The organism is Agrobacterium sp. InxBP2 (assembly GCF_026191755.1).
GTDB classification, from domain to species: Bacteria; Pseudomonadota; Alphaproteobacteria; order Rhizobiales; family Rhizobiaceae; genus Agrobacterium; species Agrobacterium pusense.
Genome location: NZ_JAINDY010000036.1, coordinates 326,601 through 345,208, shown reverse-complemented (window position 1 = coordinate 345,208; position 18,608 = coordinate 326,601). Strand labels below are relative to the sequence as shown.

19 protein-coding genes are annotated in these 18,608 nt (G+C 58.2%); 8 read left to right on the top strand and 11 right to left on the bottom strand.

Translation table 11 applies throughout. The features are described 5' to 3' along the window. Positions 1 to 2: 2 nt before the first annotated feature. The 3 genes from K7A42_RS25800 to K7A42_RS25790 are packed head-to-tail and all read left to right on the top strand — an operon-like array spanning position 3 to position 2,427. Positions 3 to 509 carry a CMD domain-containing protein gene (locus K7A42_RS25800; protein ID WP_004446001.1) on the top strand — a complete coding sequence of 169 codons (507 nt, stop codon included), beginning with the start codon at positions 3 to 5 and terminating at the stop codon, positions 507 to 509. 1 nt (position 510) lies between these two features. Continuing rightward, positions 511 to 1,089: a peroxidase-related enzyme gene (locus K7A42_RS25795; RefSeq protein ID WP_004445999.1), complete on the top strand. Its 579-nt coding sequence runs from the start codon at positions 511 to 513 to the stop codon at positions 1,087 to 1,089. Then, positions 1,090 to 2,427 carry an MATE family efflux transporter gene (locus K7A42_RS25790; RefSeq protein ID WP_006697836.1) on the top strand — a complete coding sequence of 446 codons (1,338 nt, stop codon included), beginning with the start codon at positions 1,090 to 1,092 and terminating at the stop codon, positions 2,425 to 2,427. It begins immediately after the preceding gene. Positions 2,428 to 2,451: 24 nt separating this feature from the next. Here the strand turns inward: K7A42_RS25790 and K7A42_RS25785 are convergent, their stop codons facing one another. After that, entirely contained in the window at positions 2,452 to 2,769 is a 318-nt protein-coding gene (locus K7A42_RS25785; protein WP_282456138.1) for a hypothetical protein, read from the bottom strand. Positions 2,770 to 2,880: 111 nt separating this feature from the next. Here K7A42_RS25785 and K7A42_RS25780 point away from each other — a divergent pair, with 111 nt between their 5' ends. Together K7A42_RS25780 and K7A42_RS25775 are read left to right on the top strand one after the other, a co-directional pair. Further along, positions 2,881 to 3,630: a cytochrome c oxidase assembly protein gene (locus K7A42_RS25780; protein WP_282456137.1), complete on the top strand. Its 750-nt coding sequence runs from the start codon at positions 2,881 to 2,883 to the stop codon at positions 3,628 to 3,630. Then, complete coding sequence (locus K7A42_RS25775; protein ID WP_044459357.1) at positions 3,627 to 4,127, top strand: CopD family protein; 501 nt, start codon at positions 3,627 to 3,629, stop codon at positions 4,125 to 4,127. The genes K7A42_RS25780 and K7A42_RS25775 overlap by 4 nt, the downstream gene beginning before the upstream one ends. Here the strand turns inward: K7A42_RS25775 and K7A42_RS25770 are convergent. Then, positions 4,105 to 4,602, bottom strand: a complete 498-nt coding sequence (locus K7A42_RS25770; RefSeq protein WP_004445991.1) for a DUF2231 domain-containing protein — start codon at positions 4,600 to 4,602, stop codon at positions 4,105 to 4,107. The genes K7A42_RS25775 and K7A42_RS25770 overlap by 23 nt on opposite strands. Positions 4,603 to 4,677: 75 nt before the next feature. Here K7A42_RS25770 and coxB point away from each other — a divergent pair, with 75 nt between their 5' ends. Beyond that, on the top strand, positions 4,678 to 5,322 hold the full coding sequence (gene coxB / locus K7A42_RS25765) for a cytochrome c oxidase subunit II (protein WP_282456136.1): 645 nt from the start codon (positions 4,678 to 4,680) through the stop codon (positions 5,320 to 5,322). Beyond that, complete coding sequence (gene ctaD, locus K7A42_RS25760) at positions 5,322 to 7,820, top strand: cytochrome c oxidase subunit I (protein ID WP_282456135.1); 2,499 nt, start codon at positions 5,322 to 5,324, stop codon at positions 7,818 to 7,820. Before coxB ends, ctaD begins: the two co-directional genes overlap by 1 nt. 402 nt (positions 7,821 to 8,222) lie before the next feature. On the opposite strand, the gene K7A42_RS25755 is transcribed toward ctaD, so the two are convergent. From K7A42_RS25755 to K7A42_RS25725, 7 genes are all read right to left on the bottom strand, one after another. Beyond that, on the bottom strand, positions 8,223 to 9,344 hold the full coding sequence (locus tag K7A42_RS25755) for a P1 family peptidase (RefSeq protein ID WP_282456134.1): 1,122 nt from the start codon (positions 9,342 to 9,344) through the stop codon (positions 8,223 to 8,225). Between the two features lie 26 nt (positions 9,345 to 9,370). Then, positions 9,371 to 10,132 (bottom strand): DeoR/GlpR family DNA-binding transcription regulator, encoded by a 762-nt coding sequence (locus K7A42_RS25750; protein WP_004445980.1) that lies wholly within the window; start codon positions 10,130 to 10,132, stop codon positions 9,371 to 9,373. 193 nt (positions 10,133 to 10,325) lie between these two features. Continuing rightward, on the bottom strand, positions 10,326 to 11,027 hold the full coding sequence (locus K7A42_RS25745; protein ID WP_060942248.1) for a cysteine hydrolase family protein: 702 nt from the start codon (positions 11,025 to 11,027) through the stop codon (positions 10,326 to 10,328). A gap of 10 nt (positions 11,028 to 11,037) precedes the next feature. Continuing rightward, on the bottom strand, positions 11,038 to 11,844 hold the full coding sequence (locus K7A42_RS25740; RefSeq protein WP_282456133.1) for an ABC transporter permease: 807 nt from the start codon (positions 11,842 to 11,844) through the stop codon (positions 11,038 to 11,040). 3 nt (positions 11,845 to 11,847) lie between these two features. Then, positions 11,848 to 12,744, bottom strand: a complete 897-nt coding sequence (locus K7A42_RS25735) for an ABC transporter permease (protein ID WP_077985848.1) — start codon at positions 12,742 to 12,744, stop codon at positions 11,848 to 11,850. A 1-nt stretch (position 12,745) separates the two neighbouring features. Then, complete coding sequence (locus tag K7A42_RS25730) at positions 12,746 to 13,876, bottom strand: ABC transporter ATP-binding protein (RefSeq protein WP_282456132.1); 1,131 nt, start codon at positions 13,874 to 13,876, stop codon at positions 12,746 to 12,748. 29 nt (positions 13,877 to 13,905) lie between these two features. Beyond that, positions 13,906 to 15,045: an ABC transporter substrate-binding protein gene (locus K7A42_RS25725; RefSeq protein ID WP_322784328.1), complete on the bottom strand. Its 1,140-nt coding sequence runs from the start codon at positions 15,043 to 15,045 to the stop codon at positions 13,906 to 13,908. 302 nt (positions 15,046 to 15,347) lie between these two features. Here K7A42_RS25725 and fabG point away from each other — a divergent pair, with 302 nt between their 5' ends. Beyond that, entirely contained in the window at positions 15,348 to 16,121 is a 774-nt protein-coding gene (fabG, locus tag K7A42_RS25720; protein ID WP_282456146.1) for a 3-oxoacyl-ACP reductase FabG, read from the top strand. 58 nt (positions 16,122 to 16,179) lie between these two features. Here the strand turns inward: fabG and K7A42_RS25715 are convergent, their stop codons facing one another. After that, complete coding sequence (locus K7A42_RS25715; protein WP_282456130.1) at positions 16,180 to 17,508, bottom strand: aspartate aminotransferase family protein; 1,329 nt, start codon at positions 17,506 to 17,508, stop codon at positions 16,180 to 16,182. Between the two features lie 9 nt (positions 17,509 to 17,517). Then, positions 17,518 to 18,507, bottom strand: a complete 990-nt coding sequence (locus K7A42_RS25710) for a phosphotransferase enzyme family protein (protein WP_282456129.1) — start codon at positions 18,505 to 18,507, stop codon at positions 17,518 to 17,520. Positions 18,508 to 18,608: the final 101 nt, after the last annotated feature.

The following is an 18,608-nucleotide window of genomic DNA, read 5'->3' as shown; positions in this document are numbered from 1 at the left end:
CAATGACAGCTACACCTCCAGAAGACGTGATCGACCGCGTCCTCGGCCTTGATGAAAGCTCCGATCTGCTGAAACTCCGCGAGCGGCGCTCTAAGCTCAAACACCTGACGCAGACCAGCTATCTTGCAGCTTTGCGGCCGGCAGAGCCACGCAACTTTTCCTACGCCCTGCGGGCGGCACTTGCCGCGCGTATGTCCGCTTTGTGGAAGGCGAAAGAACTCCATGCGCACTACATCGAGCGGCTTGCCGAGGAGGAGGGAGGCTCCGACCACGCATCAGTCGCTGATCCGTCATCGGTCCTTCAGCACGCGGATTCCCGCCTGCAAGCCATCCTGAACCACGTCGATCTCGTGACCCTTACGCCGAAGAACGCGACCCGGGAAAACATTGAGAAACTCTATGCCGTTGGTCTCGACGACCGCGATATCGTCACGCTCGCCGGCCTGATTGCCTATGTGAATTATCAGGTGCTGGTCGTTGCCGGCCTCAAGATGATGAGGGACAATTGATATGTCACAGCCCGTCCATGAATTCACCCTCGATGCGCTTGACTGGCATCCTTACGTCCAGCCTGTGGACCTTGCAAACGCGACCCCCGAGCAATTGTCGGCCCTGAAGGTCACCCCTTCCAATACCAAGGTATCGGCCTATGTCCTCGTGCTCGCTAACGAGGCGGAGGCGCTGAACGAGCGCACCCCGCTCTTCAACGATATCATGTATAGTGAAGGCGGATTGTCACGCGGTGGGCGCGAGATCGGCGCGCTGGCGGCGTCCTTCGTCAATCACTGCATTTACTGCGCCGCTGTTCACGCCAACCGCTATATCCAGCTGGAGAAACGGCCCGAGGTCGTGGACGAAATATACAAGAACGGGCTGGATGCGGACCTTCCTGATTTCGAGCAGGCGCTGTTCAATTTCGGTGTCGATCTGACCGCCCATCCAGACAATGTGGGGGTCTACCAATTTTATCACTTGCGGGAAATCGGTCTGGATGATCTTGAAATTCTCGACCTCATCCATTCCATCGCCATCTTCGGCTGGGCGAACCGGCTGATGCATACGTTGGGTGAACCACATCGGAAAGAATAAGTGAAGGCAACGGCAATCACTGGGACCGAGGCAGCTGTCCGCCCGTTCGGCGTCGCGCATCGCGATGTCCTTAAAATCGCGATACCAATGATGATCGCCTATCTGTCGACCCCGCTTGTGGGTCTTGTGGCGACGGGCGTCATCGCGCATATGCGAAACGAGGCGCTGGTGGGCGGGGTGGCGCTGGCCTCCGTGATCTTCGATGTTATCTTCGTGACCTTCAATTTTCTGCGCGGTGCCACCACCGGTTTTACGGCACAGGCAATGGGTGCCGGCGACCGGGTAGGTGAACAGCGCATGTTGCTGAGCGGCCTCATCATCGCACTGGTGGCCGGTCTGTTGTTGCTGCTGCTCCAGGGCCCGATCGGTGCGCTCGGCATGAGCGTTATGGGCGCGAACGGGATTGTCGCCGAAGCCGCCTCGACCTATTTCCACTGGCGAATCTGGTCGGCCCCCTTCGTTCTCTTCAATTTTGTCGCCTTCGGCTGGCTCATTGGCCGCGGTGAGGCCATGTGGAGCATGATCCTCCAGACGCTGCTGAATGGCCTGAATGCCGCCCTCAGCGTTCATTGGGTCATAGGGCTCGGCTGGGGAGTGGAAGGTGTTGCTATCGCCACTTTGGTTGCAGAAGCCGTGACCGCGGTGGCAGGCGCAGCTTTGATCCTGGCCAAGACCGATCGCTCCTCCTGGCGGCTTCCTGATATACCGGCGATCAGACGATCCTTTGCGGTCAACGGCGACATGATGATCCGCTCGTTCGCATTGCTGATCGGCCTGTCCTTCTTCACACGCCAGAGCGGCTTCCTCGGGATCGACGTGCTTGCCGCCAACACCATTCTGCTGCGTTTTTATTTCTTCGGGGTCGCCTTCCTTGACGGTGTCGCTACGGCGGCGGAACAGCTTGCCGGCCGCGCTGTCGGTGCACGTTATCGGCCGGCCTTTGACCGCACGATCAAGCTGACGACATTCTGGGGCCTGATTTTTGCAGCGCTGGTTTCCTTGGCCTTCCTGGCCGCCGGGGATTGGGTGATTGCGCTGACAGCGCCCTCCGACGCCGTTGCGAGACTGGCCGATACCTACCTGATTTACGTGGTGGTTTTGCCGGTTGTCGGCATCATCGCGTTTCAGATGGACGGCGTCTATATCGGGTCCACCTGGTCTCGGCAAATGCGCAACCTCATGGTGGCATCCCTGATCATCTATTTCGCCGCCTGGGCAGTCCTGCAGCCGCTTTATGGCAATGACGGCCTGTGGATTTCGCTTCTCTTGTTTCAGGGCGCCCGCAGCATCGCCTTCCGGTTCATGCTTCCGAAACTTGCGGCGGCGACGTTCCGGTAAAGATGGGACAAAATGAGTTCCCCGTCACGGCTGTTTCTTCCTTGCCAGATTGAGGAAGGCTTCCGACGCCCTCACCAGATACTGTTGTGAAACGTCGGCGCGGACAATCAAGCCCTGCTCAATTCCGCCTTTGTCAACATTTTCCGGGGTATGGCCGGCGTTTTCCTCCGATCCCTGATCGTAGGTTTTGACCTTAATGATGCGGCGATCCACGCCGATGTTCTCCAGATATTGGACGGCGCGCTTGGCGCCTTCTTCGTCTTCAAAAAGTCCCGTAACGATTGGCATTGTTTCCTCCTTCCTCGCGTCCCGGCCTGATGGTGAACCACGGGCGTGCGTCATCGTTCCTTCACATTGATCACGGGTTGTTGTCCCGATCGTGAGCAAAGAGGGGAACGCATCTCCGCAAGCGGAGTTGGGTGAGGGGTAGAATTGACATGGGGGCTCGAGACTTTGAGCGAAACAACTGTTCCGTACTGCGGACCAGCACCTGATTTCACCGACCTTGCATATGCATGGAACCTCGATCCGGTTCTCATCGCGATGATAGCGCTCGCAACCGTTCTGCTGTTTGGGACAGCGACCCGACAGGGGGCCTTCTTGCAGCGTGCCGCCATAATCTGCATTCTTGTCGTTGCGTTCGTATCGCCGCTTTGTGCGCTGACGACGGCCCTTTTCTCCGCACGGGTTTTCCATCATTTCATATTGATCGCCGTCCTTGCGCCATTGCTTGCGCTAAACCTTGAAGGACGCCTGCCGCGCTTACCCTGGCGGCTCCCAGCCCTGCCGGAAATTCCGTTTCTCGCGCATACCATCGTCTATTGGGCCTGGCATCTGCCGCCGGGTTATTCATTCGCGCTTTCAAACTCCCTTGCTTACTGGGGCATGCAGCTCGCCTTGATTGTAACCGCTGTCTGGCTATGGAGGACGATGCTCGTCTCTGCCGGACCGGGAAGGAGAATTGCGCTCGCACTTGCAACGATGGCGCAGATGGGCTTCCTCGCAGCCATCCTTACATTTGCTCCTTATCCGCTTTTTGCAGAGCATCTGCTCACGACCGAGTCTTATGGAATGACAGCGCTCGAAGATCAGCAGCTTTCGGGCCTCATCATGTGGACATTCGGTCTTGTCCCCTATCTCGTCGTTGCGATTTCCTCCGTCCGGACCATGCTGCACATGAGTGCATGGCGGGGGGTGGAATGATCGCGCTCTTCAAGTTTGTCCATTTTTTAGCGATCTCCGTCTGGATCGCAGGCCTTGTCAGTCTTCCCGGTCTCTACGTGCAACGTGCGCATGTCCAAAACGATGACGATCGTTTCCGCCTGCAAAAGATCGTGCGGTTTTCCTATGTAAAGGTATTGTCGCCTGCCGCTTTTTTTGCGGTCGCGTCCGGAACCACGCTTATTTTCCTGCAATCCACATATTTATCATGGTTCGGCGCAAAGCTCGCCCTTGTGGCTATTCTTGTGTTTCTACACGTGCTTACGGGCTTGGTCATTCTCCGTCTCTTTAATGACGGCGAGATCTATCCCGTGTGGCGTTTCATTGTCGTCACGGCGTTCACCAGCATCATAGCCCTTGGCATCGTCTATCTGGCGCTCGCAAAACCGGAGATACCCGCACTGCTGCCTGACTGGTTCCATGAGCCTGGGGCACTAAAGCGTAACATCGCCCCCCTCATTCCTTGGGAGACACCATGAGGCCGATGCCGTGATCGAATATCAGCTTTCCGCCGTGCCAGCCCGCGAGCGCAGTAAGGACCGAAGCAAGGAGGGACAGGCCGAGCCCATGCGGCAAAATCTCGATCATGCCGAATGTCCGCCCTCCCCAATTGGCGCCTGCCACGGAGATCAGCGCTATTGCGGCCACACCGTGCGCCCAGCTGGCAACCCGGGCGCGAATTCCCGCGACAAGAAGCAGTTCCGCCGTGCCGATGATGCCGGCTGCGACGCCGCTGAAAAAAGCGCCTCCCGATGCCCAGACACCGGCGCGAACCCAGAACTCGTCTGCGGACCACCAATAAAGGAGGTCGCAAGCCAATGTCGTGATGACAAGGGCAATAGGGAAATGAACGGTCATTGCGTGCAGTGGATGGCCGGCAACGGCGATTGCGGAGTCGGTCGTCTTCTCCTCCACCTTGGAGATGACCGGGTTGGGTGCGTCGCTTTTTTCCATCTGATAGTTCCTTTTCGACCGCTAACCCACGGGAGAAGTGCGGGGTTCCGTTTCATAGCGTTCATTCCGCTGCTTTTGCTGGTTTCCGCTTGCTCCGGTGACCTCTCGACACTGGCGCCGGCAGGCCCGGCCAGTCGCAAGGTCGCGCTGCTGTGGTGGGTAATGTTGGGCGGCGCCTGCGCAATCTTCATGCTGATTGCCGTTCTGTTGGCGTTGGTCTTTTTCAGCCCGGCTTCCCTTGCTCGGGTGAAAACGCACCATTGGCTGGTCGGCGGCGGAATCGGGTTCCCCATACCGATCCTGACGGCCCTGGTGGCTTTTTCATTCATGCAAGGAGAATCCCTGCTGCCACAGTCCGGGAGCGATCCGCTTCGCATATATGCGGTTTCACGCATGTGGAAATGGGAGTTTGCTTACGAAACACCGACCGGAGAAGTCCGCATTTCCGACGTGATGCATATGCCGGTGGGCCGTGATGTCATTGTAGAGGTCACCAGTGACGATGTCATTCACAGCTTCTGGGTTCCAAGGCTTGGCGGAAAGATCGACGCCATTCCCGGACTTTCCAACAAGATTGCCCTCACGGCGGATCGGACCGGCACCTTCGGCGGCATCTGCGCGGAATATTGCGGTACCGGCCATGCCGGCATGAGTTTCCGCGTTGTTGCTCACACGGAGAGCGAGTTTTCAAAGGTGATCGGGGGTTTGGGACAACGCTGATGAATGATGTGCGCACACCGAAGAAACACTCGTCATTAAGGCTTCACCGGGAACTCAATGAGGTCTGGAGTTCGGGCACCGGATTTCGGCGTCTCGCAGCGGTCAACCATACCGTCATAGGCAAACGCTTCATGGTGACCGCGCTTGTTTTCTTTGCCATCGGCGGGTTCCTGGGCATGCTCATCCGGACACAACTGGCCACGTCATCAAACGCCTTCATGGATGCCGAGCAATATGCGCAGGTCTTCACGATGCACGGCACGATCATGATGTTTCTGTTCGCAATTCCTTTTTTTGAAGGACTTTCGATCTACGTCTTGCCGAAGCTCATCGGCGCCAGGGACCTCGCTTTTCCCCGCCTGTCCGCCTATGGCTACTGGTGTTACCTCTTCGGCGGCGGAATGCTGATTTTCGCCCTTATTGGCGGGGCTGCGCCTGCGGGGGGCTGGTTCATGTACACGCCGCTGTCGTCATCGCAATACAGTCCCGGGATCAATGCCGACATCTGGCTTCTTGGCATTACCTTCGTGGAGATTTCCGCTATCAGCGCGGCGATCGAAATCATCGTGACGATCCTGAGGTTGCGTGCACCCGGCATGTCCCTCGACAGGATGCCGGTCTTCGCCTGGTACATGCTCGTTGTCGCCGCGATGATGCTGATCGGTTTTCCGCCGCTGATCCTCGGTTCGATATTGCTGGAGGCTGAACGGGCCTTCGATATCCCGTTTTTTGACCCGCAACGCGGCGGTAGCCCGCTTCTGTGGCAACACCTCTTTTGGCTGTTCGGCCACCCCGAGGTCTACATCATCTTTCTGCCGGCGGCCGGAGCCCTGTCGACAATTATCCCCGTTCTGGCAGGAACGCGCCTGATTGGTTACAACATCATCGTTGCGGCGTTGATCGCCATGGCTTTCCTGTCCTTCGGACTGTGGGTGCACCACATGTACACGGTGGGCATCCCCCATGTGGCGCTGTCGTTTTTTTCTGCCGCGAGCGCGCTTGTCACCATCCCGACAGCGATCCAGATATTCGCCTGGCTTGGAACCATCGCAAGCGGCAAGCCGACGATGAGCGTTCCCATGCTCCACATCCTCGGGTTTTTCTGCGTGTTCGTCATCGGCGGCCTGACCGGCGTCATGCTGGCCATGGTACCCTTCGATCAGCAGGCGCATGATACACATTTTGTGGTGGCGCATCTTCATTATGTCCTGGTCGGGGGATTTCTCTTTCCCATGCTCGCCGGGCTTTATTACTGGGTGCCGCATATCAGCGGGCGCCAGCCCGTCCAGCACCTTTCCAGGGCCGCGTTCTGGATGATCTTCATCGGCTTCAATCTCACATTCTTCATGATGCACCTGACCGGGCTGCTGGGCATGCCGAGGCGTGTTTTTTCCTATCCAGAGGCTTCCCCCTGGGAGTGGCTCAATCTTCTCTCCTCAATTGGCAGCTTCATAATGGCCGCGGGCTTCATGCTTGTGGTGCTGGACTTCGCGCTGCTGTTTCGCTACGGGCGCGCTTTCAGGCGCAATCCGTGGGATGCCGGTACCCTTGAATGGGCCATGCCGACCCCGCCAGCGGCCTATGCCTTTGCGTCACAGCCGGAAGTGACTGCTAGAGCGGACAGCCTTCCGATCAACCGGATCGCGGCGACGCTCGCCGCGGGTAAAGGGTACCTCGGCTTTGTGAGATCCAGGAAAATGGAGACCATGGGGACGGATGCCGTAACCGGTGCGCCGCTGCAGATCGTCGTGTTGCCAGGGCCAAGCTTTCTTCCTTTGCTGACTGCCATGTCCACGGCCGCCTTTTTCATCGCATTGCTTCTCAAGGCGTATCCGGTGGCGGTTTTCGCTCTCATCATTATTGCTTTGCTCTTCCTGGCGTGGACGCCGAACGATGATGCCAGACAGGAACGCGGACCCGTCGTCGCGCGTGGAGAAGAACGTTTTCCGCTTCATTACGAATGCGCCGATGCTCCGTCCGTCATGGCGGTGAAACTTGCCCTGATTGCGGACACGACGCTTTTTTCCTCATTGCTTTTCGGCGGGCTTTTCCTCTGGATTTCCGCTGGTGGCGAAAAGATCGTCTGGCCGCAGTCGATATCACTGCAGACGGTTTTCCTGTTGAGCGCCGCTGTAGCCACCATCTTTGGCACACTGGCGAGACATCTGAGAGCGGCTGTGACGATGTCGATCATCAGCACGATTGCCTACGTGGCGGCGATCGTCTGTGGTGCAATGGTGCTGCGGGAGGAATATACGGCGGTAAGCCATGCAATCCACGGCGTTTCGACTGCGGTCAACGTTTATCTCCTTTTGCACGGATTTGTCGGCCTGATCCTTGTGGCATTCGGGTGTTGGCGTCTGTCGAATGGCTACGTCTCGGACCGTCGCCGAAACGACCTTCGCATAGGCACCCTCTGGCATGTTCACTTGCTTTTCGCGACAGGCATATCGTTTCTTTTCCTGCAGACACTACGGTCATTAACGGAGGGAGGCTGAGATGCGCTACCGAACAGGCTTCAGTCTTGCTGGGCCCTTCATCACCTGGGCCCTGTGCTTTCTCACATTATATGCTGTGCAATTCGTCGGCTGTGCCTGGGGGTGGGATACGCGCTCCTGGGCCGGTGTTTCGATCCTTCGATCCGTACTGCTTGCTCTGTTCGGCTTATCGCTTTTCCTGCTTGTGCTGTGGATGAGGAAATTGCGGAGCAATCAAAAGTTGGGGAGCGATATCCTTTCGGTAATCTCTCATGCGGCAGCGCTCGCGGCGTTTGCTTCCACCGCTTTGGTTTTTCCCGGCGTGTTTTGGCTTAGCCTGTGTTAAGGCGATAACATCCGTCGCCGCATGTTCAAAACTGCATCTGCGCTTCCAGCGGGCGGAACGGAAGCGGCGCGATGGGATCAACGGGGTGAACGCTGAGCCAGAAGTCTGGCAACCGCGTCGGCGTCTATTGCCTCGATGCGGTATCGATCGTGGGGTGTGCCACCTGTTGTTTCCGCGGCGACCATCGCATTGATCACCGCCTCTTCCACGCTCTGCACCACGGCCTGATAGACCGGATCAAGCACATCGTCATTGACCATGTCGATGCTCAACAACGGTCCGGCCTTATGGCGCGTCGGGTGTGGATTGGCCGTCGAAAAAGCGAGAAAAATGTCGCCGGAACTATTGCCGCCGACTGTGCCGTTGCGGCCGATGCCTATCGCGCCGCGCCGCGCCAGCTTCCGCAGCTGGTGCGGCGCAAGTGGCAGGTCCGTGGCAATCACAACGATGATCGAGCCTCGTTCGGACAGCCCCGGGTTTTCTTGTTGCAGCAGTTTTCCAACGGGTAGGCCGCCAATTGTCAGCCAGTCCCGCTGGCCGTGATTGGCCTGCACCAACGCCGCGACGGTGAACTCCTTGTCGTCAATTGCGATCAGGCGCGAGGCAGTGCCCGTGCCGCCCTTGAAACCGTAAGCAATCATGCCCGTGCCGCCGCCGACATTGCCCTCAGCGACCGGACCGCTTCTGGCAGCGTTCAACGCCTCCAGGACGTGCTCGACCGCGACGTGTTGGCCGTTGATGTCATTGAGCATGCCGTCATAGGTTTCTGCCACCACGGGCATGATCCATAGGTGGTCGTCTCCCTCGTAGGTCGATGCAAATCGGTCAATCATCCATCGCACGGCGCTTTGATGGGCGATACCTACGCTGTGCGTGTTGGTAATCAGGACAGGCCCGACAAAGTAGCCCCCGTCCTCGATCCAGTGAGATCCCGTCATCTCACCATTGCCATTGAAACGATGAATGCCAGCGAATACCGGTACTGGTTCGCCCGCTGCGGCGTGCGGCAGTATCGCCGTCACGCCGGTACGCACCGGCAACCTGCGACCGGGGCGGGGTGTCTCTTCACTGATCGTCGAAAAGCCGACATGGATACCGGCGATGTCGGTGATGGCGTTGAGTGGGCCGGGCGTGCCGTCGAAGGCAATACCGAAGTCACGCGCGCGTTTTTTGCCTGCTGAGGTCGTCTCGCTGATCATTGGTCCCTCCGATTTTCAGGCAGCTTTCAACAAATGGTCAGTTTCACGTCGTTGTTGTCCAGGCTTTCTGTCAAATCTTCGCCCAGCGCCTTATCGGTAACGACGTGCGTGATGTCCCGCCAAGCGGCATAGCGCGCGGGGAAGAGGCGGTCGTGCTTGGAATGATCGGCGACCACGACGGTGCGCGCTGCGCGAGAGACCATCGCGCTGTAGACCGCGCCACACTCCAGGAGGGCGTCCGAAGGGCCGTCTGGACCCAGACCGCTTGCGCCAAGAATGGCGAAATCGGCGTAGAAGGAATTGAGGAATGACACGGCATAGGCACCGACCGTCGCGCCCTCGGTGGCGTGATAGTCGCCGGGGAGCATGACCACCTTGATTGTCGGGTTGATGGCAAGCACGGTCGCCACACCAAAGGAATGAGTGAGTACAGTGATGTTCTTCATCTCGACTGCTACGCGCCGCGCGGTGTGCACTGTCGTCGAGCCCGAGCCGATCATAAGCACCTGAGCGCCTTTAAGTATCTGGACGGCCGCCTTGGCGATCCTTTCGCGCTCGCCGACAAAGAGCGCATGGCGCTCGGTCACCGAAGGCTCGGTGGAAAGCGAACGCACAGCGCCGCCATAGGTGCGATTGAGCAGACCCTGTTCGGTCATCTCGTCCAGATCGCGCCGGATTGTCTCTGTCGAGACGTCTAGGCGCCGGGCAAGTTCAGCAACGCGCAGGCTCGGTGCCTGGTTAAGTTCAGTCAGGATGCGCGACTGGCGCACGCTTTTTGGTTTTTTCATCGCGCCTCACTCCCAATGGCTTTCCAGCGCAAAACTCGGCCGGGTGAGGAACAGCTCAGTGCGCCGTGTTCAACTGCAGCAGAGACGGAGGAATTCTTGTCGGCATAAAGGGCTTCGAGTGCTTTCATCGACCAAGTTGTGTCAGGAACACTCTGGGCGAACAAGCCCGGGGCACCGTTCGTCCCCGACTGTTTCATGCTTCTGCCTGAGGCAGATAGCCGATCAACTCTTCCGTGGTCATCACGTTGGCATAGATCATGTGCAGTCTGGTCAGTTCACTGACGTGGAGTTCCATGGAGCCTGCTGCACACGCGTCATCGACGACGATGACGTCGAAGCTCTCATCAGCGAGGCTGCGGACGGTGGAAGATACACACTGGTCGGTAAAAATCCCGGCGCAAACAACGTGGGTGATGCCCATATTGGTCAGCAAAAGCCTGAGATTCGTGCCCGTCAGCGCACTATCTGTGGTCTTGGTGACAACGATCTCGCCGTCCTGCGGGGCAATTTTCGACAGGATCTGCGAAGCTTGCTCATCCTTCGGAAGCAAAAGATTGTTCCATCCCGGCTTCTTCTGACTGAGCGAACGATCCCGGCCATCGGTGCGCAGACAAGCAATTCGCGCGAAAAACACGTCGAGGCCGAGTGCGCGAAACCGTTCCATGAGACGCCGGGTATTGGGGATGACGGTGTCATGCATGCGCTCGTGAAACGGCGTCCAAGCGTGATAGCGGACAAGATCATCACCAGAGAGCGTGTCGGGAGCTGGGCGATCGAGATACGTGTTCTGCATGTCGATGACGAGAAGCGCCACCTTGCCCTTTTCAAGCGTCGGATCGTCGGGTTCCGGAGCGCCCAGATAGTAGAAGGAACGGCGGTCGGTTTTCCAGTTCATCGAGGCGTCCTCATGTATCCGCCTGACGACGGCGGACCAGCATGATGGCGAGACCGCCAGCCAGCAACAATATGGCAGCCGATACAGTGCTCATCGTGCCGAGCGCCGGCACCATTGGCGAATACCCGGCGACCATCTTCGAATAGAGCCATTTCGGGATCGTAGAGTCGACGCCGGCTGTATAAAGCGACAACGGAAAATTGCCCCAGGAAAGCAGGAACGCGAAGAGCGCGCCGGACCAGATGCCCGGCCACAGAATAGGCAGGGTCACCTCGCGCAGAATGAACCAGCGGCCGGCTCCGAGGTCACGCGCAGCCTCTTCCAGTGTTGGATCAAAAGAATAGACCTGGATGGCAATGACGAGCGTGACCACCGGAACGATCCAGACGAGATGCGCAATAACGGCCGTCTGCCAGCTCGGGTTGATGCCAAGCGCGTTGAACCACAGGAGGAGAGCGAGCCCCAGCACCGGCTGCGGAAAGAAGACTGGCAGAAGGATCGCCTTCTGGAAAAGCTTGCGCCCCTTCCAGTCGTAGCGGGCGAAGGCGAGCGCGCCGAAGAAGGCGAATATCACGGAGACAAGCGTGACGATGAAAGCGATCAGGAGGGAGTTCTGCACGAGAGCCTGAGTCTCGAGCGAGCCAAGGGTCTTGCCCCACCATTCGGTCGAAAAGGCGTTAATCGGGAAGCCGAAATAGCGTCCCCTGGACAGGCCGGCCATCGCTCCGCAGAGGATAGGAAGGTAAACGGCAAGGACGACAAAGGATGTCCAGACCTTGACGAAGGCTCGGGCGCGGATTTGCGAGCGGGTTTCCATGTCTCACTTCTTTCCCAGAATGCGGTCGAGATCGAGCTTGGACAGAACGTAGAGGGCAAGCCCGCTGACGATCGCGACGAGCAGGAGGGCGAGCGCCGAGCCAAGCGGCCAGTTCTGTGCATACGTGAAAGCAACCTCGATATCCTGCGCGATGGTAATGACCGACTGGCCGCCGAGAATCTTGGATTCGGCGATCGCGCCGGCGCCGAGCACGAAGGTTAGCAACATGCCGATCAGGATACCGGGCATGGCGAGTGGCAGCTCGATCTCACGCCAGATCGTCAGCCTGTTAGCCCCAAGGTCGCGGGCCGCATCGACAAGGTCCCGGGGGATCATGGCAATGCCAAGCGACATCGGGAACAGCATGAAAGGCAGATAGACATATGTCATGCCGAAGAGGATGGCGCCGGGTGTGTAAAGTACCTCGGGTCCGCCCGAGAAGCCGAGCCACTTCAGGCCGCCGTCGAGCACCCCGTTCTTGATAAAGAACAGCACCCAACCGTAGAGGCGTACGTTTTCCGAGACGAACAGCGGAAAGACGAACAGCACGCCGACCAGGCCAGACCATTTGCCGAACATGCGATTGAGACCGTAGGCGATGGGATAGGCGATCATCGCAAGCAATATGACTGTCGCAAAGGCATAGGCGATCGACCAGGCAAACGACATCCAAACGGTATTGGAAGGATCAAGGATCACCGTGAAGTTGGCGAGGGTAAAAGAGCGAAACACGTCGAAGCTCTTGGGCGTGGCGAAGGCATAGGCAGCTACCGTAAGAAGCGGTGCCAGAAAGCCAAGCAGCAGCAGGATCGTGACAGGAGCGGCCGCGCGCAGTCCTGCAGGGATAGACGGAAAATGCCTTTGTTCACCGGCCGCTTCAGCATGGGTCATGGTTACCATATCAGTCTCCCACCACGATCGCGTCGCGGGCGTCCCAGCCGATAGTGACCGTGTCGCCCGACGTGATGCCGGTCGCGGCGGCGCGTGCGGCCTCGACCAGATAGATCCGGTCGCCGGAATGAATCTGATACTGCATGCGCGAGCCGAGAGAATATTCGTTGTAGATCGTGCCGGAGATCAGATTGTCAGCGCTCGAGGAGCCGGTGACGAAGCGCATGGTTTCGGGCCGAACGATGACAGTTGCCGTCTCGCCAATCGTTTGTGCTACCGGGGCTACAGTGATCGGCCTGCCGTCGGCGAGCGTCCACACGCCTTGGTGGCCGCGCCTGACTTCAAAACTGTTCACCTCACCAAAAAATTCCGCGACGAAGCGCGTTGCCGGCTTGGTGTAGATTTCCTCAGGTGTGCCAATCTGAACGAGGCGGCCACGACTCATTACCCCGACGCGATCAGACATGACCATGGCTTCCTCGAGCGAATGGGTAATGTAGACAAAGGTCTTCCCGCTTTCGCGGTGCAGGTCCTTGAGCTCCTTTTCCAGAACTTTCTTCAGTTTGTAGTCGAGCGCCGATAGCGGTTCGTCGAAAAACAAGACGTCGGGGTCATAAGCAAACGCGCGGGCGAGCGCCACGCGCTGTTTTTCACCACCCGAGCAGCGCATCACGTTCTTGGAATAGTAACTCTCAGGCAGGCGCACCATGCGCATGAGTTCGAGAGCGCGCGCTTTGCGTTCTGCGGCCGGCATTTTGCGGACCTTCAGCGGGAACTCGATGTTCTCGCCGACGCTCTTGTGCGGGAAAAGCGCAAGCGACTGGAAGACGAGACATGTCGGACGCCTGTCGGACGGCACGTTATTGATCGTTTCGCCGCGCAGCGTGATATAGCCTTCTGATGGTGACTCCATGCCGGCCAGCATGCGCAGAAGTGTGGTCTTGCCGGACCCGGAGGGTCCGACAATGGTGACGAATTCGCCTTCTCTGATATCGACACTTATGCCATCTACCGCGGCAAAATCGCCGAAAATCTTTCGAACGTCGACAAGTTGCAGCACCGGTTTCGGCGTTGGATGGATCGGATCCTCGATTTTCGGCAAGACGTCGGATAGGGTGGGCGAGATCATCGCAAGGCTCATGTTCTGTTCTCCGTCGGGACAGGCTTTGCTCAGCCGCGCAGGCGCTTGGCGGCGGTCATCAGTTCCAGTGCCTTGTCATAGTCAGGCACGATGTCGTATTGCGCCGAACGCGCCATATCCTCCTCGAGGCTGTCCCATTGGATGGCTTCCATCTCGTCCTTGGTGAAGAGTTCGTAGCACTTCGGGTTGCCCATCTGGCTGACCGGGTTGAATGTGCCTTCAGCAAAGGCGACGGTGTGGGCGACGTGCGGATCCTGGACGTATTTCAGAAATTCCAGGGCGAGTGGCGAAAGTTCGGGATTGTTGACCGTCGAGGTGATCTCGATCCAGGAAATACCGCCCTTGCCATCCATCGGGCCCTTGAGTGGCGTAATGGCGCGCAAGTTCGCATAGCCGTCGGCACGCGCCGGAGAGACGGAATAAGTGCCACCGGTCATATAAAGGTCGATCTCGCCCGAGACGAGAGCCTGATTGAGTGACGCCATGTCCCCGACCATCTTGGCGCCCTTGAAAACTTTTTCTGCGGTTTCGGCAAAGGCCTTGAACTCCTCCTCCGTATGCTCCCTGAAGGGGTCAATTCCGGCGATGAGGAAGATGTTGAAGACGTTCCAGTCGTCGGATTCCTGTATGCCGTACTTGCCGGCGATCGAGGCGTCGTTGAACAGGTCCCAGCCCTGTTCCTCCGCTGTTGCTTTGCTGACCTTGTCGGTGTTGATAACAAAGCTGTAGGGCCCGAAGCGCTGCGCCATGCCGAGCAGGTCCTTGCCGTCGTCGCTCATTGCCCAGCGATAAGGCGCCTTGAAGTTGGGGAGCATGGTCTCGAAATAGGGCTCGAACTCGGCGCGCGGCAGCGGCTTTATCAGCCCGGCCGGCCCCATCACCTTTCGGGCCCAGGGATTGTTGACGTTGATCAAGTCCCAGATTTTGGTCTCGCCCGCGCGCAGGCGGTTGATCATGGTCGGGTCGTTGGTCAGGCTTTCAGCCTTGACGGTCGCTGACTGGCTGGATCGGAAGGGATCCAGGACCTGTGCGGAATTGTAGCCTTCCCAGCACAGGATATTGAGCTCTTTTTCGCGACCCGCAAAAGCGCGGGTCGCGCTTGCCATTGGGCCGGTAAAAGCGGCCGCACCTATCATCTGCATCATGTTGCGTCTGGAGATTTTCATTATAATTGTTCCTTTTTCTTGGCCGCTTCCGTGGCTCGTGGATCGCTTATGTTGGAACCTTGTCGTAAAAATGTGTGATTTACAACATCTATTTTCTGCTTCAAGGTGCGGAGGGTGATTGGAGCGGTAGCACTCGGAGGCGAACGTGACGTCTGCAAAAACGGAGTGCTAAACGCCTAATATTACTGTGCATTTGTTTTGTGCAGGCAGCGCCGGTCGTGTGCCGATGTTTTAATCTGACGCCTCAAATTAAAGCAGCAGCGGCACGGAATTTGTGGAAATTACAACAAAAAAGTGAGTGGAACATGTTGAAGTCACTGCAAGGGAAAACGGTCATTGTCACCGGCGCAAGCCGGGGGATTGGCAAGGGCATAGCATTGCGTTTCGGGGAGGCCGGCCTGAAAGTCCTCGTCGTCTCGCGCAGCCAGGTCGACGCCGACAGGGTGGCATCCGAAATCGGAGCCAATGGCTCGGGATTCGCGGCGGATGTGAGTACAGAGGAGGGCTGCAGGGCGATGGTCGATGCAGCCATAACCCGCTATGGCGGCGTCGCGATCCTCTGCGCCAATGCCGGCATCTTTCCGGCGGCTAAGCTGGGCGAAATGACGGCAGCCGACTTCGACCAGGTGATTTCGACCAATCTTAAAAGCACCTTTTTCAGTGTTTCCGCCGTTTTGCCAGCAATGACGAAGGCTGGCTCAGGCCGTATCATCATAACCTCATCAATTACCGGCCCGATCACTGGATATCCCGGCTGGTCGCATTATGGGGCGAGCAAGGCGGGTCAGCTCGGTTTCATGCGCACGGCTGCGATCGAACTGGCGTCGAAGAACATCACGATCAATGCGGTCATGCCGGGCAATATCATGACCGAGGGGCTTGAGGACAACGGCCCAGACTATATCGCCGCGATGGCGGCCTCTGTTCCGTTGCGTCGTCTTGGCGCGCCGGCGGATATTGCGAACGCCGCTCTGTTCTTCGCATCTGAAGAGGCTGCCTACATCACCGGTCAGTCAATTGTTGTCGATGGCGGCCAAACCCTTCCGGAATCGCTCGGAGCGCTCGACGCGATGGGCTGAAACCGGAAGAAGTCCGGGCGACATCGTCGCCCGGTGTACCTGAAAGATTTCAGGCGGCTCAACGCGCGTTCAGGGTGCTGTCCAGCGTAGCCGAAAAAAGATCGGCATCCTCACTCGAAAAACACAGTGGCGGGCGGATCTTCAGCGTTGCGCCATACTTGCCTGCTGCCCCGATCAGGATACCGTTTTGTTTCAATTTATTGATCACTGTCGTTGCGAACGCCGTGTCCGGCTCCCCCGTGGCGGGGTCGACAAAGTCGAGGCCGATAAAGAGGCCGGCCCCCCGCACGCCGCCGATGACCGGATGTCGGGTTTGTAAAGCCTGGAGCGATTGCTGGAAATGACCACCGACAGCTGCCGAACGTTCGATCAGATTTTCTTCCTCGATCACCCTGAGCACGGCATGGCCAGCGGCGGCCGCCACGGGATTGCCGCCGAAAGTATTGAAGTATCCGGTTTCCTCGCAAAATCTCTGGAGTAAGTCAGGTCGCGTTACGACGCCACCCATCGGGAAACCGTTCCCCATTGGCTTGCCCATCGTGACGATATCGGGCGTCACGCCGTGGCGCTCGAAGCCCCAAAGACTGCCTCCCGTCCGGCCAAAACCCGGCTGGACCTCATCGGCGATCAACAGGCCGCCAGCACGGTGCACCACATCTGTCGCCTCCCTGAGAAAGCCGGCAGGATCGGCGTAGATACCGTCGCTTGAGAAGATCGTATCAACGATCAAGGCGGCGAACTTGATGCCGCGCGATTTGAGTTCGTTAATCGCCTGTTCCACAGATGCGGCAAAGCTTGCAGCAACGCTCATGCCGTCACGGGGCGCCGGCGCCGGAATGACCGCCACAAAGGGTGCGGGCTTGCGCTTGCGCAGGGACGAGGGGGAAATCTCGGTCACAAGCGCAGTATTTCCGTGATAGGCTGCTTCGGTGACGACGAAACCTTCGGCGCCAGTTCCGATGCGGGCGATGCGCATGGCAAGATCATTGCTTTCGCTGCCGGTGCAGGTCAGAACCACATTGCTGAGCGCCGCCGGGAATTTTGACAGAAGCTCTTCGCTATAGGACTCGACGACGCGGCTGAGGTAGCGCGTGTGGATGTTGAGTTCGCCAATCTGGCGCGCAACGGCCTCGACCACCCGCGGATGGCAGTGGCCGACCGACGGTACATTGTTGTAGACGTCGAGATATCTGCGTCCGCCGGCGTCATACAGGTAGGCGCCCTGTGCACGCACCATCTCGATCGGCTGCTCGTAAAAGAGCACGGATGACGCTCCAAACGTTGCCTGGCGCTTGGCGACGCGCTGCGCAAGTTCAGCCGGGAAGCCCTCGGCACGGCTTGCATCAAAACGGTTGAGATCTAGAATTTCCTTGGTGGCGACGCTCATCGGCTCTCCTCAACGGTGTTCGGCCAGATAGCGCTCCGCGAGCGCCACGGTGCCATCGGTATAGCCTGTGCCCATGGATTGGGCCGTCGGCGTTTCAGCATGGGAAGCGATCCACGCGGTGAGTTGCATGCGGCGAAGCATGATGAACATCGGCAGGGCCGCCTCATGTTGCTCATCAAGAGCGGTGACGCGCCGATAACCTTCGAGCCAGGCGGCTTTGAGATCGGGGATGAAAGGCTCATGTTCCATGAAGCTGATCGAGGCTGCAAAATCGTAGGCGTACCAGGACAGACCGCAATCATCGAAATCGATCACTCCCAGTCTGCCATTATCGACCAGAAGGTTGGCGGCGCGCATGTCGCAATGAACGAGGCCGAAGCGGTCCTCACCATAGCCGTAGGCGGAGGTCTGGGCTTCGAGCAGCTTGTGCGTTCTCTCTAAAACGGACTTGCCGCCGAGCGTCAGTCCGACGGCGTCACGCCAGTCACCCCAATAGGCACCGTCCCCCAGAATCCGGTTGAAGCTCCATGTCTTGCGGACGAAGTTCTCCGGTCGCGTCCATCTGCGGCTGTGGGCGTGCAGTTTCGCATTGATCTCCCCGAGTGTCCTGTACCAGTGGACGAGGTCGGACTCAGCATCTGGCTCCTTGCCCGCCATATATTCGAAAGCGACAGCATGGCGCATGGTTTCGCCGTCCGAGAAGACTTGAAGGAGGCTGCCGTCGTTTGCCGTGACTGGCCGCGGCGTAACAACCACCCCATCTTGCCGTAGCGCATCAATCCATGCGAGCTCGGACAGTATCTCCGCTTGGGTATGGTAGTCAGGGCGATGCACACGCACGATCAGATCGCTTCCAGTGGTCTCGTCAGCGATACGGAAGGTCGCGTTCTCGGAAATCGTCAGGAGCGTCAGGGTTGCATCCGGCGAGACGCCCCATACTGGCGAGAGGTCCTTGAGGCCTTGTCCCAACCTGGAAAGAAAATCTGTATGATACAACATTTATCGCGCCCGTTTTGATCATGATTGGCAAATCCAACAATATTAATGTTGGAATTGCAACATTTAATCCGAACCAATCGATGTTTTTGGATCTTCAAAGC

Coding starts and splice junctions, on each gene's coding strand:
- K7A42_RS25800 (WP_004446001.1), top strand. CDS start 3: ATGACAGCTACACCTCCAGAAGACGTGATCGACCGCGTCCTCGGCCTT.
- K7A42_RS25795 (WP_004445999.1), top strand. CDS start 511: ATGTCACAGCCCGTCCATGAATTCACCCTCGATGCGCTTGACTGGCAT.
- K7A42_RS25785 (WP_282456138.1), bottom strand. CDS start 2,769: ATGACGCACGCCCGTGGTTCACCATCAGGCCGGGACGCGAGGAAGGAG.
- K7A42_RS25775 (WP_044459357.1), top strand. CDS start 3,627: ATGATCGCGCTCTTCAAGTTTGTCCATTTTTTAGCGATCTCCGTCTGG.
- K7A42_RS25770 (WP_004445991.1), bottom strand. CDS start 4,602: ATGGAAAAAAGCGACGCACCCAACCCGGTCATCTCCAAGGTGGAGGAG.
- ctaD (WP_282456135.1), top strand. CDS start 5,322: ATGAATGATGTGCGCACACCGAAGAAACACTCGTCATTAAGGCTTCAC.
- K7A42_RS25755 (WP_282456134.1), bottom strand. CDS start 9,344: ATGATCAGCGAGACGACCTCAGCAGGCAAAAAACGCGCGCGTGACTTC.
- K7A42_RS25750 (WP_004445980.1), bottom strand. CDS start 10,132: ATGAAAAAACCAAAAAGCGTGCGCCAGTCGCGCATCCTGACTGAACTT.
- K7A42_RS25745 (WP_060942248.1), bottom strand. CDS start 11,027: ATGAACTGGAAAACCGACCGCCGTTCCTTCTACTATCTGGGCGCTCCG.
- K7A42_RS25740 (WP_282456133.1), bottom strand. CDS start 11,844: ATGGAAACCCGCTCGCAAATCCGCGCCCGAGCCTTCGTCAAGGTCTGG.
- K7A42_RS25735 (WP_077985848.1), bottom strand. CDS start 12,744: ATGGTAACCATGACCCATGCTGAAGCGGCCGGTGAACAAAGGCATTTT.
- K7A42_RS25730 (WP_282456132.1), bottom strand. CDS start 13,876: ATGAGCCTTGCGATGATCTCGCCCACCCTATCCGACGTCTTGCCGAAA.
- fabG (WP_282456146.1), top strand. CDS start 15,348: ATGTTGAAGTCACTGCAAGGGAAAACGGTCATTGTCACCGGCGCAAGC.
- K7A42_RS25715 (WP_282456130.1), bottom strand. CDS start 17,508: ATGAGCGTCGCCACCAAGGAAATTCTAGATCTCAACCGTTTTGATGCA.
- K7A42_RS25710 (WP_282456129.1), bottom strand. CDS start 18,507: ATGTTGTATCATACAGATTTTCTTTCCAGGTTGGGACAAGGCCTCAAG.